We start from the raw sequence: 13301 nt of genomic DNA on the forward strand, positions 1-13301 counted from the left end.
ATTGATATTGACGGCCTACCGCGCAGATGCCACTTTGGTGATTGGTAGTGTCCGTAAGGACTATCCAAGGGAATGCGGTGCGTCCACTCAGTGGACAATTCCGCGGCTGCCCCCGCAACTGTAGGCGGATAGCCGACGACCAGCAAAACCACTGGAGCCTCTTGGTCTCTGGGAAGGTGGTCGAAGGCGATAACCCGCGAGCCAGGAAACCTGCTGCCAGCCATGAGTCACGCGCGAACGCATTGGGCGGGGTGCCCTGATGTCGGACAAGTAGCCGGTGCATCTGCCGCCTGGGGCGAAGGTAGATGACTAAGGCAACCGCGGTGGCAGTTTGTTTGCGTCGCCGCAGAGCGTTGTTGTGCAACATCTTCATTTTCGTACTGGCGTTACGCCAGGGTTTTCGCGTGCTTTCCTGATCTCTCTGCTCTCTTCGGTGTCGCTGTCATCAGCGGCGCTCGCGCAGAGCGCGGTGCCGAACAAGCCGCCCGTGGAGATCGGCCCTGTGACCGTCTCCCCGCCCACGCCGAAACCGGCTCGCGCCGTGAGCCCCGGCAGTCAGAAACCTCGCGCAGCACGTCGGGCCACAGGGCCGAAACCGACGACTCCGGTCGCGGTAAGGCCGACCAATCAGCCCACGAGCGACACGACACCGCTGAACACCGCAATCATCACCGGCATCTCTTCGCGCCTTGGCATCTCGGCACGCGAGACGCCTGCGACCGTCGAGGTCATCAGCCAGCAGACCATGCAGGATCGGGGTATCCGGACGACAACCGATGTGGCCAAGGCTGCGGTCGGCGTGACCGGCGGCGACGCACCCGGAGCGCCTGCGATCTTCTCGATGCGCGGCTTTAGCGGCGATCAACTCACCACGCTCTACAACGGCATCCCGATCGGTCCGTCGACCATGACCGGCCGCCCCATGGATGTGGCCGGCCTCCAGCAGGTCGAGATCATCAAGGGACCGGACTCGCTCGTGGCCGGCCTCGGCGCGACCGGCGGCGCCGTCAACTATGTGACCAAGGCGCCGCATACGGGGGCGATCGTCAACGAGGCATTCACCTCCTACGACTCCTTCAACGGCTATCGCGCCGGCTACGGCTCCGGTGGCAGCACGCTGATTGACGGCCTCGACTACCGCTTCGACATCAGCCATTTCAACGACAAGAGCTTTATCGACGACAGCTATTCGAAGCTCAGCAACGTCTCCGGACAGCTGAACTATCGCGTCACCGACAGCCTGAAGGTCTGGGGCGCGGCCGAGTACAAGCAAGACAGCGATCGCTTCTACTGGGGCACGCCGATCGTGCCGGCAAACGGGGCCGGTATCGTGCCGACCACGGGCATCGTGTCGGGCACCTGGAGCAATTATTACCTGGGTGGCGGCACGCCAGTTCCGGCAACGATCGACGCGCGCACGCTGACGACGAATTACAACGTGCTCGACAATCACAGCGGCGCCAGCGAGCTCTGGCTGCGCAGCGGCTTTCAATGGGACATCGCCAACAACGTCTCGCTGAAGAGCCAGATCTACGGCTATGACGCCCACCGGCACTGGTTCAACAACGAGATCTCGTCGTTCGACCAGACCGTCGGCGGTGTCGCCGGCGCGGGGAGCATCTATCGCGAACGGCTGGCGCTCGACCACGCACAGCGGCTCTACGGCAACATCACCGACCTCACCGTCAATTCCAATATCGGCGACCTCGACAACCGCTTCGTCGCAACGGTGGCTGCGAGCAACAACCAGTTCAACGTCTCGCAGGACACGCTGTTCTTCAACGATTACGCCGATCTTCTCAATCCCACCCCCGGGCTCTATGGCCCGCGCAGCGATGAGAAGATCTATACTCGCGTCAATACCGCCTCGCTGTCGTTCGAGGATCGGATCAAATTGACCTCGAATTTCGCGCTGATCGGCGGCATCCGCTTCGAGGATATCAAGCTGGACCGCACCCGGTTCGATCCCGATGGCGTGCTGGAGGCAGCGAAGGGCTATCCGTTCTCGACGACGTTCAACCCGATCACAGGCCGCGTCGGCTACACCTGGGACATCACCCCCGGCGTCATGCTGTACAGCCAGTATGCGACCGCGGCCGACCCGACGGTCGCCAACATCTTCATTCTTGCACCGTCGGTGCCTTTGCTGCTGACGACGTCGCGGACCTATGAGACCGGCGTGAAGCTGCAATCGGCCGACAAGCGCGCAGAGGCAACATTCTCGGCCTTCGACATCGAGCGCAAGAACGTCTACGTCCCCGAGAGCGGCATCGTCTTCAACGTCGCCGGCAAGATCGAGTCGAAGGGCATCGAGATCGCGGCGGCGATCAATCCGGTTGCCGGCCTGAAGCTGTGGGGTAATGCCGCGTTCGTGCAGTCGCACTTCGTCGATTTCACCTATGTCGACGGCAACGGCGTATTCCAGTCCTATTCGGGCAACACGCCGCCCAACGTACCGAACTTCGTCGCCAATGCCGGCGCGTCGTACCGATTCGAAACGACGCTTCCGGTCGAGATTGGCGCCTCGATGCGTCACGTCGGCGACCGCTTCAACTACCAGGACAATATGGTCGTCATGAATGCCTATACGACCTTCGATGCGTTCGCATTCGTCGACATCCCGAAGACCTATTTCACTGGTGTCGAGAACACGCGGCTCTCGTTCCGCGTGCGCAACCTGACGAACAAGCTATACGCCGCCTGGGGCGATCCGGGCTATACCGATCAAATCATCCTGGGTGCGCCGCGCAGCTACGAGGTGGCGGCCTCGTTCAAATGGTGAGGTGAATGTTAACATGAGAAGACGATCCCGTCGTCCGACTTGGCGAGGCCGGGACCTATGAACAAAACCTTGATGCTTCAGGGACGCTGGATCCAGTCATGAAAGAGGATCAGATTATTTACAGTCGAGGAAGTACCATAGTGACTCAGCCCACGGCCGTCCGCGTGAGATCATTCGACCTACGAAAACGTTGCGATCCCGAGTCACTCGGTTTCCGTGTTCGGATTGTCAGCATATACAGCCTTCTTATTTTCGCCAATGTGTCTACTTGGGTATGGGCTCTTGTTGAGTTTGCACATCAGCCCGTGCTCATCGGAACCGCTGTGTTGGCCTATAGCCTCGGGCTACGTCACGCCATCGATGCAGACCACATTGCAGCCATCGACAATGTAACGCGCAAGCTGATGCAAGAGGGAAAGCGACCAGTCGCCGTCGGATTTTTCTTTGCATTAGGGCATTCGACGGTCGTTGTGCTTGCGTCGATTGCTGTTGCGCTAACCGCAAATGCGTTGAGCGATAAGCTTGCTTCATATCGAGAGATTGGCGGCATCATCGGCACATCGACATCAGCGCTATTTCTTTTCCTGATAGCGGTTGCAAATATCATTGTACTGCGGGGCGTATACCGCGCCTTTCGGTTGGTCGAGCGAGGCGACCGGGTACCGGAAGAGGACATCGACGCATTGTTACAGCAGCGCGGATGGTTGGCGCGTATGTTCAGGCCGCTTTTCAGATTTGTTTCACGAAGTTGGCATCTTTACCCAATAGGCCTGTTGTTCGCGCTCGGTTTCGAGACCGCGAGCGAGATCAGCCTATTCGGCCTCTCAGCCCAAGCGTCCAATTCAATCTCTAACTGGTCGCTTCTAATTTTCCCGGCACTGTTCGCCGCCGGAATGACGCTCGTCGATACTACTGATGGTGTCCTAATGCTCGGGGCTTACGGGTGGGCGTATCGAAATCCCATGCGCAAGCTCTTTTACAATCTGACCATCACGTCAGTGTCTGTGATTGTGGCATTGGTGGTCGGCGGCATCGAAACGCTCGGCCTCATATCAAATCAATTCCATCTACAAGGTGCTTTTTGGAGAGTGATCTCGGACATAAATGAAAACTTCGGCGTACTCGGCTATGGCATTGTGGTGCTGTTCGTCTTGAGTTGGGGCGTGTCATTCGTCGTCTATCGCTTCAAGGGATATGACCGCTGTGTCAAAAAGGGCTGACACTCCGAGGCTTCCAATGTCGGCCCATCTGCGACCTCACACAACAACCGCTATTGTGCCTCTCTCGGCCGACCTGCGACATCGGATGGGCGTACCATTCCGATTTTATGTTCGCTGCTCAACCATTCGCGGCTGACACCAGCTTCGATTACAGAGATGCGACACTTTGGGTCCTTCCAGGGCCCTCCCCATGTGGGTGGAAGTGCGACCTCGCCATTTCCGTAGATGCAAAAGATCTGTTTTCGGTTGTTATTCTCGCTCTGTGAAATATGCGAGGTTTCGGGCAATGGCATGGGCTAACTTGAGGCACGTTTAGTACCCCTCGGGTGAAAATCTCCTGCATCTTCATTGCCGCACCGAGGTTTCACAAATGAACGCAACTAAGCCTTATCGCCTCATCCCGAGGGCCTCTCAACGCAACAGCCTACGCGCCTCCTGCCCCGGCGTCGGGGCGCTGATCGAGCGCCAGCTTCGCGTTGATCGGCATCATGTGGTAGAGTGTCTAGGCCGTGGGTGCGCTGTTAAGCGAACATTGCGAACAGGTTTGTCAAATATTCCAAGCAGGTCGATCCAGCTCGGCGCCGTGCCGTTGGTTGAAAGTCCTTTGGAATTGCAGCGGAAGCCGTTTATCGGCAGACCTTAACGTAGACACAGATCTTCTTGAAATTTTCCCAGCGACATTGTTGTTCCATCCGGCATGTCTTTCCCTTGGGGTCCGCCTGAGCGGTCTGGCCTGCCATGGCCGCAGTGCTTGCCCCTATAAAGACGGCCACGATCAAAACCCGGCTGACAAATCTCATGATTTTCTCCTGCTAATTTTTGGATGTTGCCTCGTCAGTGACAGGTGGAGGACGACACGCCGAAAGCCATCTTACGCTTTCCGTCGGTCAGGCAACCGTCCTTCCACACGCCTTGGAATACGCCTTCGAGCGTGGTCGCAGTGCCCACTCCGTTCGGCTTTCCGTTGCGAAAATCTCCTTCGTAGCGCGCACGAAGCAGATTCATGACGCCGTGCCCGCTGGGCTCACCGTTTAACAGCTCACCGTCATAGGAACCGGATCCCCAAGCCTGTCGGCCGCGACCGGACTGACGCCCCTGATTCCAATCTCCCTCGTCGGTCTCGATCACGGTCGTGCTTCGCAGCCATCGAAGGTTGCCGTGCCCTTGCGCCCGACCGTTGACGCATTCGCCGGTCCAACTCACGGACTCGCCGGGAGTTGGATGTGGATTAAAGACCTGGCAGCCGCTAACGGGATCAGCGACGAAGGCGCCGGGGGTCATCAACGGCTCTTTGGTCTGGGCATTCCCCGCCGTCGAGCAACCCAACGCCATGAGGAGCAACGCTGATCTACCGATGATCTGTTTGATGGCTTCGTTCACTGGGAGCCCTTGCTTTCGAGTAGCGGCAGAACAACTTCACGCAAAAGCGGTTCGCGGACATCAATAAACTTGTCACGGACAATTCCATCCCGATCGATTACGTAGGTGAGCGGGAAGCCTTCGGGCGGCCCAAATCCATCGTGTGTGATCTTGTCGAGAGTGGAGGTCGGGTAAGACAGGCCTCGGCTGACCGTGCGCATTTTCGCAAAGTCGCGAGGACGATCCGCGCTGATGCCGATTAACTCCAGTCCCTGTTCGTGATAGCGCTGATAGAAAGCATTGAGGGCCGGCATCTCCTTCTTGCACGGCGCGCACCAGGTTGCCCAGTAGTTCACCAGGACGACCTTGCCGCGAAGCCTGCCAAGATCGAAGCTGTCGCCATCGAGCCGTGCAGCGACGAGCGGTGGCGCCGGCTTGTCCAACTCTGGTGCAGCGAAGGCAGGATCAATCAACGCCGTCATTACAAACAAGGCTGTGGCGACTCTGATCGACCTGTCCTTTAGCCAAAAAAGGAGCGTTAAGCTCCTTTTCGCTGTTACGGGTGCTTGTGGTCGCATGCTGAGGTCGACCTCCCGCTAAAAATTGTAGCTCGCCACGGTCTTCACCATGTAGGGCGCAATCAACTGTCCCTGACTGCCGCTATCGTTGATCGCCGCGTTGGTGCGATAGTAGATGGGTACCTCGACGTCGACATAGAACTTGAAAACCCGCTTGTTCACCTCATCCAGCACCTTGGTGAACTCAACGCCCGGCGAGAACATCAGGCGGTCGAAGCCGGTGTTCAGCGGGTCGGACGCCGGGCCGCTGTCGTGCTGCCGGTGCGAGGCGATGATCTGCACCAGCGGAGCTATCTTGTCGAAGCCCAGCACGTTGTAGAAATTGTTGTAGATGATGCCGGCGGCGGCATCGACCTGGAAGCCCGGCTTGTACATCTGCATCATTCCGCTGTCGGCATCGAAGGCCGCCTGGTACAGGAACGGCTGCTGCCACCTGATCTGAGAAAAATACTGCCAGGCATTATCACCGGTGATCATGCCGCGATGAAACGCTCCGAGAATGAGATCGGTGCTGCCGGAGCCGATCTGCGTGTCGCGGTCCAGGCCCGTTGCCGTGAACGTGCCGGTCGGCAGCTTCAATCCGAAAATGATTCCGGTGGACATATCCGCGGCGAATCCCGTGTACATGCCCATCACCTCAACGTCGCCGAACGAACGCGAGTTGAAGGTCTGAACCATCGGCGGATCGTTGGGGAAGTTCGTGTCGGTACTGAAGGCGCGGGTCACATAGGGTACGCGCATCATGACGCCCCAATCCCGGTTGAACATGTATTGCAGGCCGACCGTGTACCAGTTGGTCACCACTTGCTTGTCCGAATTGGCAGACGCCGGTCCTTTCGAACTGCCGATCCAATTGGCGTTCTGGTTAGAGTGCCACCATTCGGTGAAGATCCTGCCGCCGTGGTCGTCTTCCTGCGGCAACAGGCCGCCGCCGACGTCGAACACGCTACAGCCGCAGGCGCAGGCAAGAGCGGGGCTGGAGCCGACGGTCGACATGATGCAGAACGCGCCGACGAGGGATGCGAGGAGGAGGATGCCGCGGCGAACATGGCGTGAGCCGCGCTGCCAGAGATTAGTGAACATGCATGCTCCGTTGGCATGTGTGCAAGAGGAGGTACCGCGTACGGCCACGCGCTTTCGTGCCTCGGTTCGAGCAGAGGGCTGGCCGACATTAGCGACGGTTGCCGCCGGTTGATGGCTGTGTGTCATGTCAGAACCTGTAGTTCACGCCGAGGCGCACGGTCTGGATGGTCAAATTGGCTGACCCATGCAGCGTGTTGGCGCCAGCAGCATTGTCGGCGATGACGCCGAGCGCATTCAGCGTTGGGAATTTCGCAAACAGATATTCGGTCTTGACGCTGACATGGTCGGTCCAGGCCCATTCCCAGCCTGCTCCTGCGGTCCAGCCGACCAGGTTGGATGATGCGGTTGCAGTGCCTGCCGCCGCGTTGAGGGTATCGACATAGGTCTGCGTGTACTTGACGTGTGCGAAAGCCACGCCGCCGGTGGCGTAGATCAGCGAGCGGTCCGAGGCGATGCCAATACGCGGACGGATGGTCGCCAGGCTGTCGGTTTGCAGAGATTGTGTGATCGTCATCGTGTCTGCTGTCGTCAGCACGCCGTTGGGGTTGCTGAAGGCGGGCTTGCTGCGGAACCAGTCCCAGTCGCCCTCGATGCCGGCGACGAAGATCCCGGCCTGGTAGTTGCAGCCTCCCTGAACACCGCCGATAAAGCCGGGGTCGTTGCCTGAGCCGGTGCCGGTCGCAGCCGCGGTGGCGAGATCGGCGGGGTCGACGAGATGCGTGCCGGGGTCGACACTGGACTTGAAGTCAGTCCCGCTCGCGGCGCCACCCGCGTTGAGGCCTAGGTAGCAGCCGGTCCAGCTAAAGGCTGGCGTGTGAGTTGGGACCGCTTTCACCGAAAGGTCGGCAGCCGACACAGGAGTTGCTAGAAGCAGAAGCAGGGGTGCTGCGACCGCGATAGACGAGCGAAAGCGATCCTCCGATGGACCGGGGCTGAGATAACTGCGCATGGCGCAAGCTCCATGAGTGACGCCAAGTCATGGCGACTTGACGCGTGACGAAGTGATCAATGCGTGAACGTTGCGGATCAGATCGCCGGCGGCGGAGCGCGAGCCTGGGAATTGGAGCCAGTGCGGGGAGCAATGACAAACGCTGGCTTCTGCTGCCAAATTACGTTTGAAAAATTCTCAACCGGTGCCAGAACAGTGGAGTTCTGCGGCAAGTGTAGCGAGGCATCCGCAAGAACCGCGCAGCAGAGAGTGCAGGAGCCGTCGGCGCCGCGATCATCGGACGGCGCCGACCCATTCCTGGAACCGCTATGGCAGATTTCGATGGATGCAAGAGGATCACCGGCCGCGACCGCGGTCGCCCAGCATGCAGAGATCGGTGCCATGATCTGCGCCATCAGCGCAATCAAGACGATCGGCAAGAATTTCCGCAGGCGCCGCGCCATAGTCCCCCTCCCTCGAAAGACAAAATAGCTGCAAGCCCGAAGCATCGCAACCACGGCATCTCGTGCCGCATCGACGGCCTGCTGAGCGTTGCCCGCCGGTCACGCCACTCAAGTGCTGTAGCCAGCGCCCACGGTACCAGACGGCAAACGCAATCTGCGTCGCCGCGCAGCATCCTCTCAGATCAGATATTCAATTCGAGCCACGCATTGAACCAGCGACCCTGGGCCCTCGACTAGGCCGACCCTGCCGACCGTCGAGCAGTAGTTCTGATTGAACTATTTGTCGATGCGGATATCTAGCCGGATATGTTAGCTATCTAGATACCCAACCGCTGCCTGGCTGCGTCCGCCTCTTTTCGTGCCTGTGCGATAAGCGGCGAACGGCGCTGGAGTATCTCCTGCGTCAGCGTCGGGCCCGCGCCCTCCGGGCTACCAGCGGTGAATGGCGGCTTCGGATCGTATTCGATCAAAAGCTGAATCCGTCTGGCGGTATCATCGTCGGAGAGTCGGGCCGCGAGTGTTAGTCCGAAGTCGATCCCGGAAGTGACGCCTCCGGCTGTGAAGCGATTGCGGTCCTCGACGACTCGCTCTGCCCTGAGGGTCGCCCCCATCAATGGCAGCAAGTCGCGTACATACCAATGCGACGTGGCCTGGTACCCCTTCAGCAAGCCTGCGGCGGCAAGAACCAATGACCCCGTGCAGACGCTCGTCACGTAGCGTGCGCGGGCTCCCCGCGACGCCAGGAAGCCGATTACGTCCGCATCCTTCATGCAGGCGACCGATCCCCCGAGGCCGCCAGGGACGAACAGGACGTCCAGATCCGCGGGACAGGTGTCAAATGTGTCGGTCGCGAGAAGTGCGATGCCGACGTCAGTCATGACAGGGTTCTTGTCTTTCCAAACCAGCTTCACGTTCGCCTGAAGTATCGAAAAGACGGTTTGGGGCCCGACCAGATCCTGCAGGATCATGCCGGGATAGATCAGCATGCCAATGGTCGGCTTCGTCGCTTCCGCCGGTTCGGCTGCGGATGCTGTCCGAAGAACTTGCGACAGAAGCGGTAGCGCACCAAGCGCGATTCCAAAATCACGACGATTCATGATGCATCCTGCTATTTGCTTCCATGCGCCGCTTTGTGTTGATCCACGTCACCATTCATCATGACCACGCCCTCGAAGCGTGAGAACGTCGCGGTCTTTTCCGGTGGCAGCCTGGCTTCGGCCCTCGCCAGATCCTTTTCGAGGCTCTCGGCATCCGCGACAGGAACGCCAGCTTTCACCAATGCGTCCCTGGTCTTGATGCCGTCTCCGGCGCAGAGAATAATGGTCCATGTCCCATGATCATTGCGCAACAGGGCGCGACCGCCCATCTCGCCCTGGGCCCAATCGGCAATCGCGTGTTTGCCTGACACCATGATCGGCTCGACAGAAAGCGGCTCCTGCGGCTTATCGAATATGCCATGAAGAAGCTGAATGATGGATGCCTCGTCAGAGCCTGCCGGCGCAGCAATGCAGGCGATCGAGTGCATCATCAGGGCAACCAGCGTAGCCAAAGCTCTTTTGAACATCTCCAACTCCTTGGTCTCACACGAGCGTAAACAGATCCGTTCGGCGTTTAGCCATCGCGATATCTGGGATAGACTTCTCGCCCTATCTTTTCGGCGTCCTTGTTGAAGTCAACGAACATGTCGCGCATCATTTTTGTGACCTCGCTTGGGGCCTTCGCCGGCGTTCCGGCGTCGTATGGCGGCTCCGGCGCGTACTGCGCCATCAACTGAACGCATTCCGCATATTGCCGGTCCCGTAACTGCCCGACGAGCGAGAGGCCGAAATCGATTCCAGAGGTCACGCCGCCAGCCGTAATTCTGTTGCGGTCACGGACGATTCTGTCTTCGCTCGGCGTCGCGCCGAACAGCGGTAACAGCGAAACCGCGGCCCAGTGCGACGTCGCCTTGTAGCCGGTGAGAAGTCCGGCTGCGCCCAGCAGCAATGAACCCGTGCAGACCGAGGTGACGAATTTGGCGCGCGATCCGCGGTCTCTCAGAAAGCGAAGCGTGCTGTCGTCCTGCATCGCGGCGAGCGTGCCGGTCGCGCCACCGGGGACGCAGATGATGTCGAGGTCAGCCGGGCATTCGTCGAAGCTCGCGCTGGGTTGAAACGCGAGCCCTGTGTCGCTCTTCACGATGTCTTTGCTCTTGCCGACAATGTGTGTCGTCGCGCCGAGAAGGCCGGTCAGCATGGCGTGCGGCCCGACCATGTCGAGTGCCGTGAACTCCGGATAGATGAGGAACGCAATCTGCTCTTTCCCCATCCAGCTCGCAGGCACCTGCGACATGTCATGACCGGTCGTCGTCCCGGCCGAGACCTCAGCGGCCGGTGCGGACCGCAGTCCCGCGGTGGCGAATCCCACGGCGGACGCGAGAAGCAGATCTCGTTTCGATATCATTCGTTCACTCCCAATACGTCGAGATGATGCGACACCCGTTCTGACTTCGGCGACAAGTCATCAAGGACATCAATATCGATAGGCAAGCGTACCGTAGAATGCGCGACCGTCGCCGGGCGCCACCTGACCGCCGAACCAGAGGAAGGGCACGAAGTATTTCTCGCCCGTCAGGTTCTTGACGTTGAACGACGCCCTCCAGTGCTCGGTCTCATAGGCAATCTTAGCGTCAACGGTGAAGTACCCTGGCGTCTTGTAGAGATTTAGGTTGTCGACATATTGCGACGACGCGACGTAGACACCGGCACCGGCGCTCCAGCCTCTGAGATAGGGCCAGTCGAAGGCGTAATTTATCCAAAACCGGCCTGAATCTTCGGGAACACCGGGGACCCGGTTTCCTTGTGGCGTTCCCGCATTCGAGTCGGAATACCTGACATCCGTATGGCCGTAGCTTGCCAACACCTTCCAGTTCTTGCTGGGCTGCCAGATCAAGTCGGCCTCATAGCCCTTCGATTCCTGGGCGGATTCGGCCCCGATACCGACGCCAATTGTCACGGGCACGTTCTGGCGCTGGATGTCGAACACCGCGACGGTGCCGGTCAATTGGTCATTGATGTTGAATTTGAAGCCGCCCTCGATCTGCTTCGACGTTTCGGGTGCGATATTGGTGTTCAATGCCTGCGTGAATGGTTGCGTTTGCATCCCCTCGCTATAGCTCCCGTAGACCGACAGTCCGGGAATGAGATCGAGGACAGCTCCGAACCGGGGCAGAGCCTTGGTCGTGTCGGTGCCGAATTGAGTCGGCGCAAAAACTCCCGTACTGAACGGGTAGTTTTCGAGGTAGTCGATATTGATGCTCGCGAGCCTCACGCCGGCAAGGATATGAAGACGATCGTAAATCGTGGACTGCAGTTGCGTGTATGCGCCCTTGGTGGTGTAGGCACTGTTGAAGTCGAAAAACGGGAAGAAAAAGGCTGCGGATGCCGCGGTGGGATCCGTGTACGGCGTCGGAAAGACAGGATTGTTCACCAGGTCGACCGGTGCAATGCCGAGGTCGGTGTTCATGTGACCGCGATCGGTCACGCGGCTGTAGTCGGCGCCCGTGAGCCAGACGTTGTTGGTTGGGCCCAACCTGAAACGCGCCTCCAGATTGGGGTTCACGGAGAACTCCTGCTGCTTCTGCAGAAGATCGACATTCAACAGGCTCCAGGTCGTTGGACCGACATCCGGCGCGGCGGTTTGCGTTGTCTGGCTCCTCTGATCGAAACTTTGGTCCGCGAAACGAGCCTTGATGTTGAAGGACCAGATGGAATCGATCTTGCGATCGAACGTCGCCGTCACGCTCTTGACTTCGCTATAGCTCTTCGGAATGTTTGAGGGGCCAATATACAGATCGGGATTGAGGCGGAAGCTACCCGCCACGGTGCCAACCGCCGGAAGTCCCTCATAGGCCTGTTGCTCGAGGCGCGAGATGCGCCCCTGGATCGTCAGCGTCGTGTCTTCCTTGTTCGTCAGTGTCAGTGTCGGATTGAATGAATAGCGGTCCTGGTGCACGACATCGACGAAGGTATCGTTCGACGTATAGGCGCCCGTGAACCGGAACAACACGGTCTTGTCGGCTGAAAGCGGCTGGTTGAAATCAAAATACGGCTGCACATAGTTGTTCGTCCCGAACGTCACACCCGTTTCCAGGCTTGCCTTGTCGGTCGGCAGCTTCGAGACGACATTGATGGCGCCGCCGAGCGGGCTGCCCGCCCCGCCGCCATACAGGATCGCATTCGGCCCCTTCAAGACTTCGATACGTTCCACGTTCACCAGCGAGTCGCGGTCGCCCGCGTTGTACATGACGTTCATGCCGTCGAGATATTGCTGGGCCGCGAAACCGCGAACAGTTGTCAGGCCGTTCGGGCCCGTGGTGCCGATCGCGATGGTATTCGTCCCCTGCACATTCGAGACGTTCTGGATGGCCTCGGTGACTGTGACGTTGTTCTGGTCTGTGATGACGCTTCTTGGAATCACCTGGATCGACTGAGGAACCTGCTCGATCGGCGTTGCCGTCTTGGTCGCCGAGAATGATGACAACGCCCGATAGCCATCGACCGGCCCGGCGGTCGTCACGGTGGTGCCCGGCGGGAGCTTGAGATCCGGCAAGTTGAGAGCGGGATTATAGGTTCCGAGAGCGTTTGCGAGCGGCTTGACCACCGCGGTCGGCTCTGCTGGAGACGGCTTCGCGCTTGCGCGTTTGACACGCTTGGAGCCGGACCTTCCAGGAGCCGTCGCGCCGGCATCGCGTGCCTGATCTGGCGCCCGAACGGTTACGCCGGGCAGTTGAGTGGATTGGCCAAGGGCAATTTCGGGGACAGCGAGAAGCGCAACGACGCTCACGCCTCCCAGGGCACGAAAACGAAACATCGGAAACTCTCCAACTCGGGCGCAATCGCCCGCCAA

The 13301-nt window shown here is 59.3% G+C and carries 10 protein-coding genes, 1 pseudogene and 1 riboswitch; of the genes and pseudogenes, 2 read left to right on the forward strand and 9 right to left on the reverse strand.

Annotated features, from left to right (window positions below; all coding sequences use genetic code 11):
* Positions 1–28 precede the first annotated feature (28 nt).
* Positions 29–233: riboswitch (cobalamin riboswitch) on the forward strand.
* A 200-nt stretch (positions 234–433) separates the two neighbouring features.
* The gene (locus tag M2427_RS23170; RefSeq protein ID WP_348521943.1) at positions 434–2782 is read left to right on the forward strand and encodes a TonB-dependent receptor; all 2349 of its coding nucleotides are present in this window, start codon (positions 434–436) and stop codon (positions 2780–2782) included.
* A 98-nt stretch (positions 2783–2880) separates the two neighbouring features.
* The gene (locus tag M2427_RS23175) at positions 2881–4002 is read left to right on the forward strand and encodes a HoxN/HupN/NixA family nickel/cobalt transporter (RefSeq protein ID WP_280709015.1); all 1122 of its coding nucleotides are present in this window, start codon (positions 2881–2883) and stop codon (positions 4000–4002) included.
* A gap of 834 nt (positions 4003–4836) precedes the next feature.
* Here the strand turns inward: M2427_RS23175 and M2427_RS23180 are convergent.
* From M2427_RS23180 to M2427_RS23220, 9 genes and pseudogenes are all read right to left on the reverse strand, one after another.
* Positions 4837–5382 (reverse strand): hypothetical protein, encoded by a 546-nt coding sequence (locus tag M2427_RS23180; protein ID WP_280709016.1) that lies wholly within the window; start codon positions 5380–5382, stop codon positions 4837–4839.
* A pseudogene (locus M2427_RS23185) lies at positions 5379–5822 on the reverse strand (TlpA disulfide reductase family protein); the annotation flags it as partial. The gene M2427_RS23180 and the pseudogene M2427_RS23185, both read right to left, overlap by 4 nt.
* A gap of 135 nt (positions 5823–5957) precedes the next feature.
* Positions 5958–7022 (reverse strand): hypothetical protein, encoded by a 1065-nt coding sequence (locus tag M2427_RS23190; RefSeq protein WP_280709018.1) that lies wholly within the window; start codon positions 7020–7022, stop codon positions 5958–5960.
* Between the two features lie 127 nt (positions 7023–7149).
* On the reverse strand, positions 7150–7971 hold the full coding sequence (locus tag M2427_RS23195) for an outer membrane beta-barrel protein (protein ID WP_280709020.1): 822 nt from the start codon (positions 7969–7971) through the stop codon (positions 7150–7152).
* A gap of 77 nt (positions 7972–8048) precedes the next feature.
* Positions 8049–8414, reverse strand: a complete 366-nt coding sequence (locus M2427_RS23200; protein ID WP_280709021.1) for a DUF2946 family protein — start codon at positions 8412–8414, stop codon at positions 8049–8051.
* Between the two features lie 317 nt (positions 8415–8731).
* Positions 8732–9511, reverse strand: a complete 780-nt coding sequence (locus M2427_RS23205) for a DJ-1/PfpI family protein (RefSeq protein WP_280709022.1) — start codon at positions 9509–9511, stop codon at positions 8732–8734.
* Between the two features lie 11 nt (positions 9512–9522).
* Positions 9523–9978 carry a copper uptake system-associated protein gene (locus tag M2427_RS23210; RefSeq protein WP_280709024.1) on the reverse strand — a complete coding sequence of 152 codons (456 nt, stop codon included), beginning with the start codon at positions 9976–9978 and terminating at the stop codon, positions 9523–9525.
* Positions 9979–10025: 47 nt separating this feature from the next.
* Positions 10026–10856, reverse strand: a complete 831-nt coding sequence (locus M2427_RS23215) for a DJ-1/PfpI family protein (protein WP_280709026.1) — start codon at positions 10854–10856, stop codon at positions 10026–10028.
* A gap of 69 nt (positions 10857–10925) precedes the next feature.
* On the reverse strand, positions 10926–13265 hold the full coding sequence (locus M2427_RS23220; protein ID WP_280709028.1) for a TonB-dependent siderophore receptor: 2340 nt from the start codon (positions 13263–13265) through the stop codon (positions 10926–10928).
* Between the last annotated feature and the right edge of the window lie 36 nt (positions 13266–13301).

It is taken from the genome of Bradyrhizobium sp. BR13661, from assembly GCF_029892425.1.
Classification (GTDB): Bacteria; Pseudomonadota; Alphaproteobacteria; order Rhizobiales; family Xanthobacteraceae; genus Bradyrhizobium.